The following is an 18,673-nucleotide window of genomic DNA, read 5'->3' as shown; positions in this document are numbered from 1 at the left end:
GAAAGAACTCACCCGCGTTCTTGCATCAACTGCTGGGCAAGCGCCTTCAGTTCTGGCAGATATTTTTCATCTACCGGACCAAACGGTTTACGGCACAGCGGTACAGACACCACATCCATATAATGCAAGACAGTTTTCAGGCCGCGGAATACGCCAGTTTTGATCAGCAAATCAATGACTTTATTACATTCTGTTTGCAGCTTCTGTGCGGTCTGGATATCGCCTTCTTTCAGCGCCTTCACGATACCCTGATAACGCCAGCCCATGATGTTGTAAGTACTGCCGATACCGCCGTCTGCGCCCGCCAGCAGGCCGGAAGCGAAGATTTCGTCGTAACCGTTATAGAGCACCAGATCCGGATGTTCGCGACGGATCTGCTCCATCTGATAGAGATCGCCAGAGGTCTGTTTCAGCGCACCTACACCAGGCAGCGTAACCAGTGTGTTGATTTGATCCAGGGTCAGTTTTACCCCGCTCAGTGCCGGAATGTTGTACACCACCATCGGCAAACCATCCGCTGAATCAATGATTGCCCTATAGTGATCGCAGTGTTCTTCAAAGCTGAAAGGATAGTAGAACGGCGTAACAGCGGAGACGGCATCGAAGCCATAACGTTTGGCTGAAACCGCAAGTTGCTGACTTTCAGCAGTGCTGACGCAACCTACGTGAGCGATTAATTTAATCTTACCTTTCGCCTCTTCGGCGACAATTTCCATTACCTGTTCACGCTCTGAAAGGCTTTGGACAAAGGCTTCACCGGTCGAACCACCCACGTATAAACCGTCGATGCCCTGCTTAATATTGAACTGAACCAGGCGACGCAGACTCGCTTTATCCAGTGCTTGGTGTTGGTCAAAAGGAGTCAGGAGTGCAGCCATTACGCCACGTAAATTCGTTGCCATAAATACCTCTGAAGTGATGCTTGTCTGATGAACGATATACCTTTATACCTGTTATACCAGATCAAATAAGCAACACATCATACAGAACGCTTATAATGCGATCTGCTTCACTAAAGTGGCATTATTTCTTTTTGTGAGTAGCTTGGCCGAAGGCATGCCAGGTGGCAGAAACACTGTTGAGATGCGATTGCAACGCGCGATCGGCTTCGTCAGGATCGTGGCGGCGGATCGCGTCAACGATCGCAATATGTTGTTGATAGCTGACGTTGTTATGCTCGTGCAATGCCTGATCGGCGACTGTTGGGCGCGCGGCGATCAACCAGTCAAGCAAGGCAACGTGGATCGCCTTAAAGATCGGATTACCCGGGATCTCCGCCAGTACACGGTGGAAATCAACGTCTGAGCGGATGAATGCGGCATTGTTATCCAGCGACTGACTGTTGATTTCCAGGGCTTTTGCCAGCAAATCGATTTGTTCATCGGTGGCATGTTCAGCCGCATAGCGCACCAGGCTGGACTCAAAGAACAGACGTAACTGTTCGAAATGGGCTATCCCTCCAGGATGAGAAAGGAAATCTTTCGCCATACCGGACAACTCGCCGATGATAGTGTCCGCAGAAGGACGCGAGACGCGAGCGCGCTCACCGTTGTTTATTTGCACCAGACCTTTACGCTTTAACGCCGCCAGCGCTTCACGCACCGAAGGACGCCCGACGTTAAAGAACGCCATGAGTTCGCGCTCAGACGGCAACTGCTCACCTTCGCCAAACTCGCGGCGGCGGATCATCTGCTCCAGTTCTTCTTCCACCATTTCGGAGAGTTTTTTACGCGCCAGCGGACGGCTACGCAAGTTGCGACCAATTACAGGTGAAGAATCTTCGTTTTGCGAATCAAATGCGTTCATAAGGCCCATTCTTTAAGGTCAGCGTGATTAACATCATCAATGACATCCTATCACAGGATTGAAAGTAGGGTGAAATGAAGGGGTTTACTCTTTGTACACCATCATTATCGTAATTAATTTAATAATTAACCTTTGCGAAAATAAATATAACGCAGATAAAAACACCCCAACCAAATTATTTACAAGAATATTTGCGGATATTATGAATATTATGAATGTGTTCTTGATAAATAATCACAAAGGCATAATTTATAATGAAAAATCTGATTTCTTACAATTAAAAAAATCGACATCAACACCATAAATAGCCTTGCAAAAAATATAACATCATTGTTTTCAATCTGCCGTTAATGGGATTGACCATTTTCTTTTGACACGGAGTTCAACAATGTTCGGCATAATTATTTCTGTCATCGTGTTAATAACGATGGGCTATTTGATCCTTAAAAATTACAAGCCACAGGTGGTGCTGGCCGCAGCGGGTATCTTTCTGATGATTTGTGGTGTCTGGTTAGGGTTTGGTGGTGTACTCGATCCCGCCAAAAGCAGCGGCTACTTAATCGTCGATATTTATAATGAAATCCTGCGCATGCTGTCCAACCGCATTGCCGGGTTGGGGTTGTCGATTATGGCGGTGGGCGGTTATGCCCGCTACATGGAACGCACAGGAGCCAGTCGGGCGATGGTGAGCTTGTTAAGCCGCCCGTTAAAACTCATTCGCTCACCGTATCTTATTCTGTCGGCCACTTACGTCATCGGCCAAATCATGGCGCAGTTTATTACCAGTGCCTCCGGTCTGGGTATGTTGCTGATGGTCACATTATTTCCAACGCTGGTAAGTCTGGGAGTAAGTCGCCTCTCTGCGGTAGCAGTTATCGCGACCACCATGTCTATTGAATGGGGGATTCTGGAAACGAACTCTATTTTTACCGCCCAGATAGCAGGAACGAAAATTGCCACTTATTTCTTCCACTATCAGCTGCCGGTCGCCTCTTGTGTCATTCTCTCAGTGGCAATCTCCCACTTTTTCGTGCAACGCGCTTTTGACAAAAAAGATAAAAATATCAATCAAGAACAGGCGGAGCAAAAAGCTCTCGACCATGTTCCGCCGCTCTATTACGCCATTTTACCGGTAATGCCGTTAATCCTGATGCTCGGTTCGCTGCTTCTTGCTCACCTGGGATTGATGAAGTCAGAACTGCATCTGGTGGTGGTGATGTTATTAAGTTTGACGATGACGATGTTTGTCGAGTTCTTCCGCAAACATAACTTGCGCGAAACAATGGATGATGTGCAGGCGTTTTTTGACGGCATGGGTACGCAGTTTGCAAACGTGGTAACGCTGGTGGTCGCCGGTGAAATATTTGCGAAGGGATTAACGACGATTGGCACCGTTGATGCGGTTATCAAAGGAGCGGAGCATTCTGGCCTTGGTGGCATTGGCGTGATGATTATTATGGCTCTGGTTATTGCCATTTGTGCCATTGTGATGGGCTCCGGCAATGCGCCATTTATGTCATTTGCCAGCCTTATTCCGAATATCGCTGCTGGACTGCACGTACCTGCGGTAGTGATGATTATGCCGATGCACTTTGCCACAACGCTGGCGCGTGCGGTTTCGCCGATTACTGCGGTAGTGGTAGTAACTTCAGGAATAGCAGGCGTTTCGCCCTTTGAAGTGGTGAAGCGGACCGCGATCCCAATGGCAGTCGGATTCCTGGTGAATATGATCGCCACAATTACGCTTTTTTATTAAGACATTAAAACGACAAAACAGGCCACCAGGGCCTGTTTTTATTTTACTTCACAACACGTAATGCCGGGCGACCACCACGCGGTGGTTGCGGCGGTTCATCATCAGGATGATTATCATCATCGCGATCTGGCTTATCGCCATCAATGACCGACATAACGGTTTCATTATCTGCCGATACATCTTCATCATTCATGATGCTGGCATCTTCGTCGTAGGCAGCTTCAGGCTCAAACATTGTGCCGGCGCCATTTTCACGGGCGTAGATAGCCAGCACGGCAGCCAGCGGTACCGAAACTTGACGCGGGATACCACCAAAGCGCGCGTTAAAGCGTACTTCATCATTCGCCAGTTCCAGGTTGCCGACCGCACGCGGAGCAATGTTGAGTACGATTTGCCCGTCACGCGCATATTCCATAGGAACCTGCACGCCAGGGAGCGTCACATCCACCACCAGGTGCGGCGTGAGCTGGTTATCCAGCAACCACTCATAGAATGCACGCAGCAGATAGGGACGACGTGGTGTTAGCTGTGACAAATCCATACAGATTAACTCCGGCCCAGACGCATTTCACGTTCAGCTTCAGTTAAGGAAGCAAGGAAAGAGTCACGCTCAAAGACGCGGGTCATATAGCCTTTCAGCTCTTTCGCACCCGGGCCGCTGAACTCGATGCCCAGTTGCGGCAGACGCCACAGCAGCGGGGCAAGGTAGCAATCGACCAGGCTGAACTCATCGCTCAGGAAGTACGGCTTCTGACCGAAGACCGGCGCGATGGCCAGCAGTTCTTCGCGCAGTTGCTTACGTGCGGCATCCGCTTCAGAAGCTGAACCGTTGATGATGGTGTTCATCAGCGTGTACCAGTCTTTTTCGATGCGGTGCATGTACAGGCGGCTTTCACCGCGAGCTACCGGGTAAACAGGCATCAGTGGCGGATGCGGGAAACGCTCATCCAGGTATTCCATAATGATGCGAGATTCCCACAGGGTCAGCTCACGATCCACCAGGGTCGGAACGCTCTGATTCGGGTTGAGGTCAATCAGATCCTGAGGCGGATTGTCCTTTTCCACGTGTTCGATCTCGAAACTTACACCTTTTTCAGCCAGCACGATGCGGACCTGATGGCTATAGATGTCAGTAGGACCGGAAAACAGCGTCATTACCGAACGTTTGTTGGCAGCGACAGCCATGAAAACCTCCAGGTATAGTCAGAATTTTTACTGCTACCAGCCACCAGGTGGCCAGTCAGAAGTTGTGTTACCCAGTAAGGAACGACTCTCTTTGTTCGAAAAACAAACAAAAAATGAGCAATACCCGACATTTGGGCAGAAAATTGGATGATAGTTTACCAGATTTTGCGACCTTTGTGGTGAGTCGATGCCGGAAATGGGGAAAAAGAGATGTTCCTTAGTCTGAAATGCTTGACTTAATCCCCACCAGAAATGTTGTCTACCTCTTTTACACCGTTGCTATCGGTGCGCCCCAGCCATCAAAACTACCGCCATGCTTTTCAGCCAAATCGGTAATCTGGCATGTGATATCGGTCATATGCCATTGTTCCGGAGCATCAGTGTTAGTAAATGACGCCATATACCCTTGCTGTTGGTCGTTCTGCCGAATACTTACCAGCGTAATGCCATATGGCAATATCGCCACGTCCTCCGCAAAGGCACGGGCAGCATCTTCTGTCGGCAATGTCGCGTAGTAATCAATGGTGCGTGGGAGAGTCAAATCGTCACCATGTTCCAGCAGCCCACGGCATACGCGGGAATCGTGTATCCAGTTCCAGTCATATTTCGACGGGTACAGGAACTGGCGATAGTAATTTCCGTTATCGTTTTTACTCATACTATAGCTGCAAGAGACTTCCGGGCCACCCGTGAGCAATTTATCCAGCGTTTTTTCCCAGTCCAGTTCTTTTTCCGACAGGAAAACAAAATCGCGCCATCCCTCTTGTGTTACCACCCCCACCAGCCAAATCGGTAATGTCTTGCCCCTCTCCTCAAGCCAGTCCTCTATACGATTTAAACGTTGTGTTTCATCAGGCTGCGGTAAACCGTTTTCATAACAATGGGTATAACGCACGCGAAAGAACCAGGTATGGTTAAGTCGATCAAATTTTTCGTCCTGAATGGCGCCGATATCAACACGGATGCCAGTGACACGGTCATCCACCGTTGTGATAAAGAACTCCCATTTATCCGACAACGTTAAAGATTCTTTCTTGTTAAACAATGCATTAAATAATCCCATCGCGATATCCTTTTCTACAGTACGTGGAAAATACTATTAAAAGGAGAATAATGCTGAAGAGAGAGGGAAAAGAGGCTGGAATCGGACTTTAGCCATAAAAAAACCCGCCGAAGCGGGTTTTTTCGCAAATTGTCTTCTGCGTGAGCAGAAACCAATTAACGTTTGGAGAACTGCGGACGACGACGTGCTTTACGCAGACCGACTTTCTTACGTTCAACCTGACGAGCGTCACGAGTAACGAAGCCAGCTTTACGCAGTTCAGAACGCAGGGATTCGTCGTACTCCATCAGAGCGCGGGTGATACCGTGACGGATCGCACCAGCCTGACCAGAGATACCACCACCTTTAACAGTGATGTACAGATCCAGTTTCTCAACCATGTCGACCAGTTCCAGCGGCTGACGAACTACCATGCGGGCAGTTTCACGACCGAAGTACTGTTCCAGAGAACGTTGGTTGATAACGATTTTGCCGTTGCCCGGTTTGATGAACACGCGAGCTGCGGAGCTTTTGCGGCGACCAGTGCCGTAGTATTGATTTTCAGCCATTGCCTATAATCCCGATTAGATGTCAAGAACTTGCGGTTGCTGTGCCGCGTGGTTGTGCTCGTTACCTGCGTAAACTTTCAGTTTACGGAACATAGCACGACCCAGTGGGCCTTTTGGCAACATGCCTTTAACCGCGATCTCAATCACACGCTCAGGACGGCGAGCAATCATCTCTTCAAAGGTCGCTTGTTTGATACCACCGATGTGACCGGTGTGATGATAGTACACTTTGTCAGTACGCTTGTTGCCGGTTACAGCAACTTTGTCAGCGTTCAGAACGATGATGTAATCACCAGTATCTACGTGCGGAGTGTATTCCGCTTTGTGCTTACCGCGCAGGCGCAGAGCCAGTTCGGAAGCCAGACGGCCCAGAGTTTTACCGGTCGCGTCAACAACATACCAGTCGCGTTTTACGGTTTCTGGTTTAGCTGTAAAAGTTTTCATTAAAAGCTTACCCAATAAATAGTTACACGTTGGTGAACACCCAAACGTCTTCAATTGTTGAGGTTCACACGACAAAGTCCGGCAAACCTACCCCTTCGAATAGCCTATGCCAGCACACAAAAAGTTTCGGGAAAAAAAACTTTCTTGTAACGTGGGGTCGCAGGATTATAGAGAAGTCGGGGTCAAAGATCGACCCCTTTTTGTGATTTATGGCAGGTTTTAACCCGCCAAATGCTCGCGCTTCAAATACTCTTCACTCTGCATCTCTTGTAGACGTGACAGGCAACGCTGGAATTCAAACTTCAGTCGTTCGCCCTGATAAATTTCATACAAAGGCACTTCTGCGCTCACCACTAATTTGACATGGCGCTCGTAGAACTCATCCACCAGCGCAATAAAACGTCGTGCTTCGCTCTCCATCAACCGCGTCATGACCGGCACATCAAACAACATCACCGTGTGAAACAGGCGTGAAAGCGCAATATAGTCATGCTGGCTACGGGCATCAACGCACAAGGTAGTAAAAGAGACGGCAAGCGTTTGATTCTCAGCGCCCATTGTCGCCAGCGGGCGATGGTTGATTTCTAACGTCGGTGAGTTTTCTCGTTTCGCTCCAGCCAGCGCCAACCAAAGTTTATCCATTTGCGCCCGGGTTTCATCATTGAGCGGCGATAGCCACAAATGCGCCTGGGTAAGCGTTCGTAGTCGATAATCGACACCTGCATCGACATTCATTACATCGCAATGCTGTTTAATGGCGTCAATAGCCGGTAGAAAACGCGCACGCTGTAAGCCATTTCGATATAGCTCGTCAGGCGGAATATTTGACGTTGCGACCAGCGTTATTCCGCGAGCGAACAAGGCTTTCATCAAACCACCAAGTAACATGGCGTCGGTAATATCCGAAACAAAAAATTCATCAAAACAGAGGACATCGGTTTCTGCTTTGAAGCGATCGGCAATAATTTCCAGCGGGTCGGTCTGGCCCTGTAATGCAGTCAGTTCTTCATGCACGCGCAGCATAAAACGGTGAAAGTGCAGGCGCTGTTTCCGCTCTCCCGGCAAGCTTTGATAGAAAAGGTCCATCAGCCAGGTTTTTCCTCGCCCGACGCCACCCCACATATATAAGCCACGCACCGGCGCACAGCTTGCCTCTTCGCGCTTCCCCCACAGTTTACCGACTCGCGCCATTAACCCACTCGCCCTCGCAGTAGGCGGCGTGCTGTTGATTAACTTCTGGTAGATAATCTCCAGCCGACTGACGGCCTCTTTTTGTACGTCGTCAGGTTGATGGCTGCCCTCATTGAGCGCCTTCAGGTATTGCGATGTCGGGGTAACGCTTTGCATGATGTTCTTGTTATTCCTTGAATAATCGGTGTGCCGTTGTTCACGGTTGACGAAAAAAAGGCCGTTCTACACTACGCGATATGCAGTCGGGATTCCACTTCTGTGGAATTAACGGTTATAGTGGCATAATCAGCCGCAGGCATGGAGCCTGAAGCCAACACCCTACGGAAACAAAAGACAACGGGAGATGTTCATGACCTGGGAATATGCGCTAATTGGGTTAGTCGTCGGCATCATTATTGGTGCTGTGGCCATGCGTTTTGGTAATCGTAAACTACGCCAGCAACAGGCGTTGCAGTACGAACTGGAAAAGAATAAAGCTGAACTGGACGAGTATCGCGAAGAGCTGGTTAACCACTTTGCCCGCAGCGCGGAATTACTGGATACCATGGCGCATGACTATCGCCAGCTGTATCAACACATGGCGAAAAGCTCCAGCAGCCTGCTGCCGGAACTGTCTGCTGAAGCCAACCCGTTCCGCAATCGTCTGGCGGAGTCCGAAGCCAGCAACGATCAGGCTCCGGTGCAGATGCCGCGCGACTATTCTGAAGGCGCATCTGGCCTGCTGCGCACTGGCGCAAAGCGCGACTAATTTATTTTGCGGGCGCAGCCATTGCGCCCTCCTCTTCTCTCCCTCCCCGACTATCATTTAATCTGGTGTCTCATTGTTAGCCGTCTGAAAATTCAATAACATCAAACTGTTTTGAATCTCTTTTTCTTATCATTCAGGTACGAGAGCAGGAATAATGAAAAAACAAACCCAGCTGTTGAGTGCATTAGCGTTAAGTGTCGGGTTAACTCTCTCGGCGCCGTTTCAGGCTGTCGCGTCGATTCCCGGCCAGGTTGCCGGTCAGGCGCCATTGCCCAGCCTGGCCCCGATGCTGGAAAAAGTGCTTCCCGCAGTGGTAAGCGTGCGAGTTGAAGGGACTGCCAGCCAGGGACAGAAAATCCCGGAAGAATTCAAAAAATTTTTTGGCGATGATTTACCGGATCAACCTGCGCAACCCTTTGAAGGTTTAGGCTCCGGTGTCATCATCAATGCCAATAAAGGTTATGTGCTAACCAACAATCACGTCATCAATCAGGCGCAGAAAATAAGTATCCAGCTCAATGACGGACGCGAGTTTGATGCGAAACTGATTGGCAGCGACGACCAGAGCGATATCGCTCTGCTACAAATTCAGAATCCGAGTAAATTAACGCAAATCGTCATTGCCGACTCCGACAAACTGCGCGTCGGTGATTTTGCCGTCGCGGTCGGTAACCCGTTTGGCCTTGGGCAAACCGCGACTTCAGGTATTGTTTCCGCATTAGGTCGCAGCGGGTTAAATCTCGAAGGTCTGGAAAATTTTATCCAGACCGATGCTTCCATTAACCGTGGCAACTCCGGCGGTGCGCTGTTAAACCTTAACGGCGAGTTGATTGGTATTAACACCGCAATTCTTGCCCCTGGCGGCGGTAGCGTCGGGATTGGCTTTGCTATCCCCAGCAATATGGCGCGTACTCTGGCGCAGCAACTTATCGACTTTGGTGAAATTAAACGTGGTCTGTTAGGTATTAAAGGTACAGAGATGAGTGCCGATATCGCCAAAGCGTTTAATTTAGATGTGCAACGTGGCGCGTTTGTCAGCGAAGTACTGCCTGGTTCGGGCTCGGCGAAAGCTGGCGTGAAAGCAGGCGATATTATTACCAGCCTCAACGGTAAACCACTCAATAGCTTCGCCGAGTTGCGTTCCCGCATCGCCACCACTGAACCTGGTACTACAGTGAAGCTTGGTCTGTTACGTAACGGCAAGCCGCTGGACGTGGAAGTGACGCTTGATACCAGTACATCTTCTTCAGCCAGTGCAGAGATGATTACACCAGCGCTGGAAGGCGCAACGTTGAGCGACAGTCAGCTAAAAGATGGTGGAAAAGGCATTAAGATCGACGAAGTTGTCAAAGACAGCCCCGCCGCTCAGGCAGGTTTACAGAAAGATGATGTAATTATTGGCGTGAACCGCAATCGTGTGAACTCGATTGCTGAGATGCGCAAAGTGCTGGCAACCAAACCGGCTATTATTGCCCTGCAAATCATGCGCGGTAATGAGAGTATTTACCTGCTAATGCGTTAATGTCATAAACCGGGCATCAGGCTTACGTGTGATGTCCGGTTAACTCGTGATATGCTGCTGCCGTTCCCTTTTTTAATGACGCCTCCATCATGTTTGTGAAGCTCTTACGTTCCGTTGCGATTGGATTAATTGTCGGCGCTATTTTGCTGGTTGCCATGCCTTCGCTGCGCAGCATTAACCCGCTTTCCACACCGCAATTCGACAGTGCCGATGAGACGCCTGCCAGTTATAATCTGGCGGTCCGCCGCGCCGCGCCTGCGGTGGTAAATGTCTATAACCGTGGATTGAACACATCCTCACACAACCAGCTTGAGATCCGTACGCTAGGGTCAGGTGTGATCATGGACCAACGTGGTTATATCATTACCAATAAACACGTAATCAACGACGCCGACCAGATTATCGTCGCCTTACAGGATGGCCGTGTTTTTGAAGCGTTGCTGGTTGGCTCTGATTCACTGACCGATCTGGCGGTGCTCAAAATTAATGCCACTGGCGGTTTACCCACCATTCCAATCAATTCTCGTCGCATACCGCACATTGGCGATGTAGTGCTGGCGATCGGTAACCCGTACAACCTCGGACAAACAATTACCCAGGGAATTATCAGCGCCACGGGTCGCATCGGCCTGAACCCTACCGGGCGGCAAAACTTTCTGCAAACCGATGCTTCCATTAACCACGGCAACTCCGGCGGTGCGCTGGTGAACTCACTGGGTGAACTGATGGGCATCAACACATTGTCGTTTGATAAGAGTAACGATGGCGAAACCCCAGAAGGCATCGGTTTTGCGATTCCCTTCCAGTTAGCAACCAAAATTATGGATAAGCTAATCCGCGATGGGCGCGTTATCCGTGGCTATATCGGTATTGGCGGCCGCGAAATCGCACCATTACACGCGCAGGGTGGCGGTATCGATCAGCTGCAAGGGATTGTGGTTAATGAAGTGTCACCTGATGGCCCGGCGGCGAATGCCGGTATCCAGGTCAACGATCTGATTATCTCGGTGGATAACAAGCCTGCAATCTCCGCTCTGGAGACAATGGATCAAGTGGCAGAAATTCGACCAGGTTCGGTGATTCCGGTGGTGGTGATGCGCGACGATAAAAAACTGACATTGCAGGTCACTATTCAGGAATATCCGGCGACCAATTAAGGCCGTCATTAAAAAAACAAAAAACCGGAGACTGTGCTCCGGTTTTTTATTATTCGCTAATCAATTACTTATTAACGAACTCTTCGCCCAGGGCGATATCTTTCTTCAGCGTATCCAGCATTCCTTCCAGCGCATTCTGTTCAAATGCGCTCAGAGTACCGATAGATTTACGCTCTTCCACGCCATTTTTACCCAGCAGAAGCGGTTGAGAGAAGAAACGAGCATACTGGCCGTCACCTTCAACGTAGGCACATTCAACTACACCTTTTTCGCCTTGCAGCGCACGAACCAGAGACAGGCCGAAGCGTGCAGCTGCCTGGCCCATGGACAGGGTTGCAGACCCGCCACCGGCCTTCGCTTCAACCACTTCCGTACCCGCGTTCTGGATACGTTTGGTCAGATCAGCAACTTCCTGCTCGGTAAAGCTTACGCCAGGAACTTGAGACAGCAGCGGCAGAATGGTAACGCCAGAGTGACCGCCAATAACCGGAACTTCAACTTCGCCCGGCTGTTTGCCTTTCAGTTCAGCGACAAACGTATTGGAACGAATGATATCCAGCGTGGTGACGCCGAACAGTTTGTTCTTGTCATACACACCCGCTTTCTTCAGCACTTCCGCAGCGATAGCTACCGTGGTGTTTACCGGGTTTGTAATGATACCGATGCACGCTTTCGGGCAGGTTGTCGCAATTTGCTGTACCAGATTCTTCACGATACCGGCGTTAACGTTAAACAGATCGGAACGATCCATACCAGGTTTACGCGCTACACCTGCGGAGATGAGAACCACATCAGCGCCTTCCAGTGCAGGGGTCGCATCTTCACCAGAAAAACCTTTTATTTTCACAGCAGTAGGGATATGGCTCAGGTCGACGGCCACACCGGGAGTGACTGGAGCGATATCATACAGGGAGAGTTCTGAACCTGAAGGCAGTTGGGTTTTTAACAGTAATGCAAGCGCCTGGCCAATACCGCCAGCAGCGCCGAGGACTGCGACTTTCATCCTAAACTCCTTATTATATTGATAAACTAAGACATGTTGCTCCGCTGCCGCGACCTTAATCCACAAATTAACAGTTTACAATGACCACTTCTCAAGAATGTGTAGTCACGCAAATTTGGCGTTTATGCATTTAATTGACGTAATCAGGAACCTAACTTACGTAATTAACAGCCGCTTATGCATTAGAGCAACATTCCAACAGGTGGTGACAATATACCCTACCGTTCAGCCAAAACAACATCAATTTGATAACAATTAATTTACTTTTAAGCAGAATTTACACGCCGTGACGCAGGCATGTTTCTCAATCACGAAATTTGATAAAATCCCGCTCTTTCATAACATTATTTCAGCCTTCTCCAGGGCAGACTGTTTGCATAAAAATTCATCTGTATGCACAATAATGTTGTATCAACCACCATATCGGGTGACTTATGCGAAGCTCGTCTAAGCAAGAAGAATTAGTTAAAGCGTTTAAAGCGTTACTTAAAGAAGAGAAATTTAGCTCCCAGGGTGAAATCGTCGCCGCATTGCAGGAGCAAGGCTTTGACAATATTAATCAGTCTAAAGTCTCGCGAATGTTGACCAAATTTGGTGCTGTACGTACCCGCAATGCAAAAATGGAAATGGTTTACTGCCTGCCAGCTGAACTGGGCGTACCTACCACTTCCAGCCCATTGAAGAACCTGGTGCTGGATATCGACTACAACGATGCTGTTGTTGTAATACATACCAGCCCTGGCGCGGCGCAGTTGATTGCGCGTCTGCTGGACTCTCTGGGCAAAGCAGAAGGTATTCTTGGCACCATCGCAGGTGATGACACCATCTTTACCACCCCTGCTAAAGGTTTCACCGTCAAAGACCTGTACGAAGCGATTTTAGAGCTGTTCGACCAGGAGCTTTAATCTCTGCCCCGTCGCGCTTTGCGACGGGGAAAATGTTGCTATCTCCTCTCGATCCCCCGTTTCTTTCTGCCTGACACTTAACAAATAGTGCCTTTTAGCATGACATTTCATTCACAAAATGAATGTATAGAGCAAATAACGCATACTCCGCAAAAAACTCATATCCAATTGATACAAAACACTTTTCCATAAAGAATGGTACTTTTTTTAATTCTTTTAAGTTATAAAAATAATATTTTTTAACACTTAGTATCCACACCAAACAGTTAGCCAGGTATTAATTAGCTCGATAATTAGTGTATACTTAATTCTGTGATGCGGGTCACGAAACAAAGACCCAGCTAAAAGATTATGTCGAGGTAAAAATCATGAAAATCAAAACCACTGTTGCTGCATTAAGTGTGCTCTCTGTTCTCTCTTTCGGTGCTTTCGCTGCCGACTCCATTGATGCTTCTCAAGCACAAAATCGTGAAGCCATCGGCACCGTGTCCGTCAGCGGTGTAGCATCTTCTCCAATGGATATGCGTGAAATGCTGAATAAAAAAGCGGAAGAGAAAGGCGCGACTGCTTACCAGATTACCGAAGCGCGTAGCGGCGATACCTGGCACGCCACAGCTGAACTGTACAAATAAACCCTCATCGTCTTGTCCGACGATATTGCCCCCCGGTTCGGGGGCTTTTTTTGCGCTAGTGACGAACATTAAAACGCAAATGCCCTTCCAGCTCTTCCTCCGCCTCATCAAACAGCAGTATTAACGCGCCAAAACGCCGACGCGTTTTCTCCCCCAAATGAACAAATTCAATCTCCAGCGGTAGCGGCAGAACATCATTCATTAATACGTCCCACAAAGAGTCGAGGTCGCGCACCTTATCTTTATCCAGACCAAAGGTGTGCCTAAAGTCGCGATAAAAGTCCTCCTGACTCTCAATCTCATCAAAATCAAAACTATAGATATTCATCTCTTGCCACCGTCACGTTTCGCGGAAAGTTCTGCCGATCATCGCTAAGTATAGCCATGAAAAAACCGACGCTTTTGGCGTCGGTTTTGACTTAACTATCGGTCAACGCATGCTGATACTTATGGAGCATGCCCGTAAGCCGATGCACCGGTTCCGTGACCTGCGGCGGCGCTTGCCAGATGCGTAGCTTTTCCTGGTAGATTTCCAGTTCTTCCAGCAACTGACCGAAGTAGCGACGGCGTTTGTCATCGCTGCGGACAGAAATCACATGGTCCGCTGTGCGGCGCATTTGTCGGTGAAATGCCGATAAATCATCATTCACGGGTATCGGCGCATCACGCAATCGCTGGTGAGCGATAATCATCGTTAACGCCAGGCGAAACTTCGGCAAATCGCCGGGAAATTTATTCATCAGCAAAAACAACTGCTGATAAAGCGCAGGCAGATGGTTCTCTTTACGCCGGGCGACATTGGTGGTCATCGCGGAAACAGCGGCAGAAACAAACTGATTAAGCAGCACGCGCCCGGTCCTGTCGCGCGATTTATCCCGCACCAGCAGAATGACGATGAACGCCAGCACACAGCCCACAATTTGCCCCAGCGCACTATCGAGAAACTGACTGAACTGAAAGGTCATCGGGTTATCCAACACGATAATATTAATGGTACTGGCCAGCGCCCCCATCGATCCCAACCGCCGTTTCTGCACTTCAATACCAAGGAAGAATCCCAACACCGCCAGGCTAAGGCACAGCAGCAACATACTCTGTTGGGTATTGGGGATAATCACCAAAAAATAGAGCAGCCCTAACGGTAGCGCCGCTACCGTGCCATAGATAAAGTCGATCGCCACCATGCGTGGATTAGGTAAACGCATTGCCAACGATGTTACGACGGCAATCATCACCATTGCGCCACTGCCGGAGGTCCATCCGGTCCACAGCCAGAACAAAGTACCCAGCATGCAGGACAGCGTGGTTCGCCAGAAGTTGACCATCGCATGATGACGCTCGGCGGATTCTACTTTTACTTCCGGCTCGCCTTGCAGGATCTCTTCTTCGGTCGCGTTGATTTTTGTGTTACTGATAACGCCTCGCTTGAGCAACTGATAACGCGTTGCCGCCGCTACCCAGCTATAAATAGTAATGGGTGTTTCGCGTTCCCCGGTCCAGGCAATCACTCGTCGCAGGCGTTTTAGCTGCTTATGGACGTCCTGTGCTGTTTCTACCGGCGTGTCAAAAAATTCGCGGAAGGTATCGGTGATCAACTCCGGGCGTGTGTTCTGAATGAGATAAGTTTCGCAGGACTGGGTTATCAGCGTCAGCGACAACGTATTGATCGCTTTTAAACGCCGATTGGCGCGCGCCCAGCGGGAAGATTCCATATTCAGGTTACTGCGCATCCCTTGCAGCGCCGTGGTGCGGCGAACCAGATCGCCCCAGGCCTTATCAACAATCTCGCCATCACCATGTTTGATGCACAATTGCATTAGTTGATATTGCGCCACCAGCAAACTTTCCAGCTCTCGATCCACTTCTTGTTTGATCGATCGTGGAGAAAAGAGCAGATCCGCCACAATAGCACACACAATACCAATGACGATTTCACTACAACGTTCAACGGCAAACTGCGGCGTTAGCAGCGGTTCTGGCTGAATAGTGATCACAATGATCAGCGCAGTATAACCGGCAAGCCCCCACGCATAGGAGTTCTCTACACGTACCAGCGAGGAGATCCAGGTACAAAAACCAGCCCAGATACAGCACACCAGAATCATCAACAATGGCGCACGGATCATCGCAATAATGATCACCAGTCCGGCAATACAGCCTATAAATGTGCCGATGATGCGCAAAAAGCCGCGATAGCGGATGGCACCAGAGTACGGTTCGCCACCGGCGGCAAAGGCCGGACCAGCGGCAACAATCGCCGCAGTCAGTACAGCCCAGCGTGGTGTTTCAAGCTGAAAATGAAAGCCAACAAACAGCGCCAGCACAATGGCGGTCGCCAGTTTTACCGCGAAGCGAATATGTTGGTTAGCAATGGAGAAAATACCCATCGTGATTAACCAAACTCACGCAGGCGATGGGCCATTTTACGGAAGAATGAATCCTGGCTTTCGTCGCGATCTTGTTTGCCAGTGACGACCACGGTGGCGGTAGTCCCCGCAGGCCAGATATTGTCTTGCTGGTTGTCGAGGCGAATACGTACCGGCACACGTTGCGCCAGGCGCACCCATTCAAGGTTGGAATCGATGGTCGCCATACCTTTATCATCACGCGTGCTGCTGGCGTTTGTTACCCCAGCGGCGATGCTATCGACAGTCCCTTTCAGAACGGTGTTGCTGCCAAGCGGCGTGATTTCTGCGCGATACCCGGAACGTACTCCTTCCAGCTTAGTTTCTTCCATATAGGCCAGCACATAGAAGGAGTTCTGTTTCACCAGCGCGACAGCCGTTGAACCACGCGTAATAAATTCACCGGTATAGACGTTGAGATTGGTCACCCAGCCATCCGCTGGCGCGCGGATCACTGTACGTTCAAGATCCAGTTTTGCCAGATCGCGGGTTGCCTGAGCTTTCGCTAACTGATGCAAAACCGTTTGCAGCACGTTATTGGCCTGGTCAATCTCTTCACGTGACATCGCCTGTATGCCGAGACGGTTGCGACGTCCAGCCTCCTGGCGTTTTTCCTGTGCCAGCACCTGATAATAGGCAACATCGGCTTCCGCTTCTTCGAGGGCCTTTTGATAGCGCGGCTGGTCGATGGTGAACAGTATCTGTCCTTTTTTCACCAGCTGATTATCATGAACATTCACCTGGGTAATGAGACCAGAAACGTCAGGCGCGATCGCGACGACGTCGGCGCTAAAGCGTGCGTCACGCGTCCACGGGGATTCGGTGTAATAGACCCAGGCATTAAAAATTGCGATGAAGGCCAGAATGACTAATACGACCGTGATGGCCGTACGGGAGAATTTTCTTATAAGTGTTTTCACTTCAACCTCAAACGAACAGTCGCGATATCAAATAAAACAAACAGCAATAGAGCGCGGTGTTGAACAGCGCCGGATGCCAGACAAAATCGTAGATACCTGTTGGCACAAGGACCCGGCGCACCAGCCAGAAAATCGCCAGTGATAAAAGCAATTCGAAAAATATCGGTGGGAAGGACAGCCCAAACACCACGATAACGGGAAACAGACTCATGTTGACCTTGGTTGTATAGAGAGAGCAGGTGTTGTTATTTTCAGCATCTGTCGCCGCAGAGAAGGGCATGGAAAGCCGGGCGAGAGCAACATTGCTGTAGATTGATATTTAATATATTAGCGTAACTGTTATGCTGTTATCTATATTATGTGATCTAAATCACTTTTAAGTCAGAGTGAATAATGGAACGACTAAAACGCATGTCGGTTTTCGCCAAAGTGGTTGAATTTGGTTCGTTTACCGCCGCCGCCAGACAGCTTCAAATGAGCGTATCATCCATCAGTCAGACGGTGTCTAAACTGGAAGATGAGCTGCAGGTGAAGCTGCTAAACCGCAGCACGCGCAGCATTGGTCTGACCGAAGCAGGTAGAATTTACTACCAGGGCTGTCGTCGGATGCTCCATGAAGTGCGGGATGTTCATGAGCAGTTGTACGCCTTCAATAACACGCCTATCGGGACGCTGCGCATTGGCTGTTCTTCAACTATGGCTCAAAATGTTCTCGCCGGGCTGACGGCAAAAATGTTGAAAGAGTACCCAGGTTTAAGCGTCAATCTGGTTACCGGAATTCCTGCACCCGACCTGATTGCCGACGGTCTGGATGTGGTGATCCGCGTAGGAGCGTTGCAGGATTCCAGCCTGTTTTCCCGCCGCCTGGGGGCGATGCCGATGGTGGTGTGCGCTGCTAAAAGCTATCTCACACAGTATGGCGTACCGGAAAAACCCGCCGATTTAAGTAGTCATTCGTGGCTGGAATACAGTGTGCGTCCGGACAATGAATTTGAACTGATCGCGCCAGAAGGGATCTCGACTCGCCTTATCCCGCAGGGACGGTTTGTTACTAACGATCCGATGACGCTGGTGCGCTGGTTAACGGCAGGCGCCGGGATCGCGTATGTACCGCTGATGTGGGTGATCAATGAGATCAATCGTGGGGAGCTGGAAATCCTGCTGCCGCGTTATCAGTCGGATCCACGCCCGGTTTATGCCTTGTATACCGAAAAAGATAAGCTGCCACTGAAGGTGCAGGTCGTGATCAACTCACTGACGGATTATTTTGTCGAGGTCGGTAAGTTGTTTCAGGAGATGCACGGGCGCGGGAAAGAGCAGTAATTCATGTGCGTAGGCCGGTAAGCGCCGCATCCGGCAACCAATGCCTGATGCGACGCTTATCGGCC

Annotated in this window: 20 protein-coding genes; 7 read left to right on the top strand and 13 right to left on the bottom strand. The window is 49.7% G+C overall.

Annotation, left to right across the window (positions count from 1 at the left end; translation table 11 throughout):
* Nucleotides 1–8: 8 nt before the first annotated feature.
* Nucleotides 9–902, bottom strand: a complete 894-nt coding sequence (gene nanA, locus H9644_RS13530; RefSeq protein ID WP_191774953.1) for an N-acetylneuraminate lyase — start codon at nt 900–902, stop codon at nt 9–11.
* Nucleotides 903–1,023: 121 nt separating this feature from the next.
* Nucleotides 1,024–1,815: a transcriptional regulator NanR gene (gene nanR / locus H9644_RS13525; protein ID WP_064529503.1), complete on the bottom strand. Its 792-nt coding sequence runs from the start codon at nt 1,813–1,815 to the stop codon at nt 1,024–1,026.
* Nucleotides 1,816–2,194: 379 nt separating this feature from the next.
* On the opposite strand from nanR, the gene dcuC reads away from it, so the two are divergent.
* Nucleotides 2,195–3,562, top strand: a complete 1,368-nt coding sequence (gene dcuC / locus H9644_RS13520; RefSeq protein WP_191774951.1) for an anaerobic C4-dicarboxylate transporter DcuC — start codon at nt 2,195–2,197, stop codon at nt 3,560–3,562.
* 43 nt (nt 3,563–3,605) lie between these two features.
* On the opposite strand, the gene sspB is transcribed toward dcuC, so the two are convergent.
* The 6 genes from sspB to zapE form a co-directional block, all read right to left on the bottom strand.
* Nucleotides 3,606–4,103, bottom strand: a complete 498-nt coding sequence (sspB, locus tag H9644_RS13515; RefSeq protein ID WP_064529500.1) for a ClpXP protease specificity-enhancing factor — start codon at nt 4,101–4,103, stop codon at nt 3,606–3,608.
* Between the two features lie 5 nt (nt 4,104–4,108).
* Nucleotides 4,109–4,747, bottom strand: a complete 639-nt coding sequence (gene sspA, locus H9644_RS13510; protein WP_000257293.1) for a stringent starvation protein SspA — start codon at nt 4,745–4,747, stop codon at nt 4,109–4,111.
* 268 nt (nt 4,748–5,015) lie between these two features.
* Complete coding sequence (locus H9644_RS13505) at nt 5,016–5,810, bottom strand: DUF695 domain-containing protein (protein ID WP_191774949.1); 795 nt, start codon at nt 5,808–5,810, stop codon at nt 5,016–5,018.
* A 155-nt stretch (nt 5,811–5,965) separates the two neighbouring features.
* Complete coding sequence (gene rpsI, locus H9644_RS13500; RefSeq protein ID WP_000829818.1) at nt 5,966–6,358, bottom strand: 30S ribosomal protein S9; 393 nt, start codon at nt 6,356–6,358, stop codon at nt 5,966–5,968.
* 15 nt (nt 6,359–6,373) lie between these two features.
* Nucleotides 6,374–6,802 (bottom strand): 50S ribosomal protein L13, encoded by a 429-nt coding sequence (rplM, locus tag H9644_RS13495; RefSeq protein ID WP_001517180.1) that lies wholly within the window; start codon nt 6,800–6,802, stop codon nt 6,374–6,376.
* 219 nt (nt 6,803–7,021) lie between these two features.
* A complete protein-coding gene (gene zapE, locus H9644_RS13490) occupies nt 7,022–8,149 on the bottom strand; it encodes a cell division protein ZapE (RefSeq protein WP_191774947.1) in 1,128 nt (375 codons plus the stop codon).
* A 193-nt stretch (nt 8,150–8,342) separates the two neighbouring features.
* Here zapE and zapG point away from each other — a divergent pair, with 193 nt between their 5' ends.
* From zapG to degS, 3 genes are all read left to right on the top strand, one after another.
* Nucleotides 8,343–8,741, top strand: coding sequence for a Z-ring associated protein ZapG (gene zapG, locus H9644_RS13485; protein ID WP_010345273.1), 399 nt, complete (start codon nt 8,343–8,345; stop codon nt 8,739–8,741).
* A gap of 154 nt (nt 8,742–8,895) precedes the next feature.
* Nucleotides 8,896–10,263 carry a serine endoprotease DegQ gene (gene degQ, locus H9644_RS13480; RefSeq protein WP_064529497.1) on the top strand — a complete coding sequence of 456 codons (1,368 nt, stop codon included), beginning with the start codon at nt 8,896–8,898 and terminating at the stop codon, nt 10,261–10,263.
* Between the two features lie 89 nt (nt 10,264–10,352).
* Nucleotides 10,353–11,420, top strand: a complete 1,068-nt coding sequence (degS, locus tag H9644_RS13475; RefSeq protein ID WP_064529496.1) for an outer membrane-stress sensor serine endopeptidase DegS — start codon at nt 10,353–10,355, stop codon at nt 11,418–11,420.
* Between the two features lie 64 nt (nt 11,421–11,484).
* Here the strand turns inward: degS and mdh are convergent, their stop codons facing one another.
* On the bottom strand, nt 11,485–12,423 hold the full coding sequence (mdh, locus tag H9644_RS13470) for a malate dehydrogenase (RefSeq protein WP_064529495.1): 939 nt from the start codon (nt 12,421–12,423) through the stop codon (nt 11,485–11,487).
* A gap of 434 nt (nt 12,424–12,857) precedes the next feature.
* On the opposite strand from mdh, the gene argR reads away from it, so the two are divergent.
* Together argR and yhcN are read left to right on the top strand one after the other, a co-directional pair.
* Nucleotides 12,858–13,328 (top strand): transcriptional regulator ArgR, encoded by a 471-nt coding sequence (gene argR / locus H9644_RS13465; RefSeq protein ID WP_064529494.1) that lies wholly within the window; start codon nt 12,858–12,860, stop codon nt 13,326–13,328.
* Between the two features lie 368 nt (nt 13,329–13,696).
* Nucleotides 13,697–13,960 (top strand): peroxide/acid stress response protein YhcN, encoded by a 264-nt coding sequence (gene yhcN, locus H9644_RS13460; RefSeq protein WP_064529493.1) that lies wholly within the window; start codon nt 13,697–13,699, stop codon nt 13,958–13,960.
* Between the two features lie 55 nt (nt 13,961–14,015).
* Here the strand turns inward: yhcN and H9644_RS13455 are convergent, their stop codons facing one another.
* The 4 genes from H9644_RS13455 to aaeX form a co-directional block, all read right to left on the bottom strand.
* Nucleotides 14,016–14,288, bottom strand: a complete 273-nt coding sequence (locus H9644_RS13455; RefSeq protein WP_064529492.1) for a barstar family protein — start codon at nt 14,286–14,288, stop codon at nt 14,016–14,018.
* Nucleotides 14,289–14,379: 91 nt separating this feature from the next.
* Nucleotides 14,380–16,347 carry a p-hydroxybenzoic acid efflux pump subunit AaeB gene (aaeB, locus tag H9644_RS13450; RefSeq protein ID WP_064529491.1) on the bottom strand — a complete coding sequence of 656 codons (1,968 nt, stop codon included), beginning with the start codon at nt 16,345–16,347 and terminating at the stop codon, nt 14,380–14,382.
* A gap of 5 nt (nt 16,348–16,352) precedes the next feature.
* Nucleotides 16,353–17,285: a p-hydroxybenzoic acid efflux pump subunit AaeA gene (gene aaeA, locus H9644_RS13445; protein ID WP_191774945.1), complete on the bottom strand. Its 933-nt coding sequence runs from the start codon at nt 17,283–17,285 to the stop codon at nt 16,353–16,355.
* A 7-nt stretch (nt 17,286–17,292) separates the two neighbouring features.
* On the bottom strand, nt 17,293–17,496 hold the full coding sequence (aaeX, locus tag H9644_RS13440; protein WP_000051841.1) for a p-hydroxybenzoic acid efflux pump operon protein AaeX: 204 nt from the start codon (nt 17,494–17,496) through the stop codon (nt 17,293–17,295).
* A gap of 182 nt (nt 17,497–17,678) precedes the next feature.
* Here aaeX and aaeR point away from each other — a divergent pair, with 182 nt between their 5' ends.
* Nucleotides 17,679–18,608, top strand: coding sequence for an HTH-type transcriptional activator AaeR (gene aaeR, locus H9644_RS13435; protein ID WP_191774943.1), 930 nt, complete (start codon nt 17,679–17,681; stop codon nt 18,606–18,608).
* Nucleotides 18,609–18,673 lie beyond the last annotated feature (65 nt).

It is taken from the genome of Escherichia whittamii (assembly GCF_014836715.1).
In the GTDB taxonomy this organism is placed as follows: domain Bacteria; phylum Pseudomonadota; class Gammaproteobacteria; order Enterobacterales; family Enterobacteriaceae; genus Escherichia; species Escherichia whittamii.
Note: the sequence above shows the minus strand (reverse complement) of the source record. Positions and strands in the feature narration are given on the sequence as shown.

Coding starts and splice junctions, on each gene's coding strand:
- nanA (WP_191774953.1), bottom strand. CDS start 902: ATGGCAACGAATTTACGTGGCGTAATGGCTGCACTCCTGACTCCTTTT.
- nanR (WP_064529503.1), bottom strand. CDS start 1,815: ATGGGCCTTATGAACGCATTTGATTCGCAAAACGAAGATTCTTCACCT.
- dcuC (WP_191774951.1), top strand. CDS start 2,195: ATGTTCGGCATAATTATTTCTGTCATCGTGTTAATAACGATGGGCTAT.
- sspB (WP_064529500.1), bottom strand. CDS start 4,103: ATGGATTTGTCACAGCTAACACCACGTCGTCCCTATCTGCTGCGTGCA.
- sspA (WP_000257293.1), bottom strand. CDS start 4,747: ATGGCTGTCGCTGCCAACAAACGTTCGGTAATGACGCTGTTTTCCGGT.
- H9644_RS13505 (WP_191774949.1), bottom strand. CDS start 5,810: ATGGGATTATTTAATGCATTGTTTAACAAGAAAGAATCTTTAACGTTG.
- rpsI (WP_000829818.1), bottom strand. CDS start 6,358: ATGGCTGAAAATCAATACTACGGCACTGGTCGCCGCAAAAGCTCCGCA.
- rplM (WP_001517180.1), bottom strand. CDS start 6,802: ATGAAAACTTTTACAGCTAAACCAGAAACCGTAAAACGCGACTGGTAT.
- zapE (WP_191774947.1), bottom strand. CDS start 8,149: ATGCAAAGCGTTACCCCGACATCGCAATACCTGAAGGCGCTCAATGAG.
- zapG (WP_010345273.1), top strand. CDS start 8,343: ATGACCTGGGAATATGCGCTAATTGGGTTAGTCGTCGGCATCATTATT.
- degQ (WP_064529497.1), top strand. CDS start 8,896: ATGAAAAAACAAACCCAGCTGTTGAGTGCATTAGCGTTAAGTGTCGGG.
- degS (WP_064529496.1), top strand. CDS start 10,353: ATGTTTGTGAAGCTCTTACGTTCCGTTGCGATTGGATTAATTGTCGGC.
- mdh (WP_064529495.1), bottom strand. CDS start 12,423: ATGAAAGTCGCAGTCCTCGGCGCTGCTGGCGGTATTGGCCAGGCGCTT.
- argR (WP_064529494.1), top strand. CDS start 12,858: ATGCGAAGCTCGTCTAAGCAAGAAGAATTAGTTAAAGCGTTTAAAGCG.
- yhcN (WP_064529493.1), top strand. CDS start 13,697: ATGAAAATCAAAACCACTGTTGCTGCATTAAGTGTGCTCTCTGTTCTC.
- H9644_RS13455 (WP_064529492.1), bottom strand. CDS start 14,288: ATGAATATCTATAGTTTTGATTTTGATGAGATTGAGAGTCAGGAGGAC.
- aaeB (WP_064529491.1), bottom strand. CDS start 16,347: ATGGGTATTTTCTCCATTGCTAACCAACATATTCGCTTCGCGGTAAAA.
- aaeX (WP_000051841.1), bottom strand. CDS start 17,496: ATGAGTCTGTTTCCCGTTATCGTGGTGTTTGGGCTGTCCTTCCCACCG.
- aaeR (WP_191774943.1), top strand. CDS start 17,679: ATGGAACGACTAAAACGCATGTCGGTTTTCGCCAAAGTGGTTGAATTT.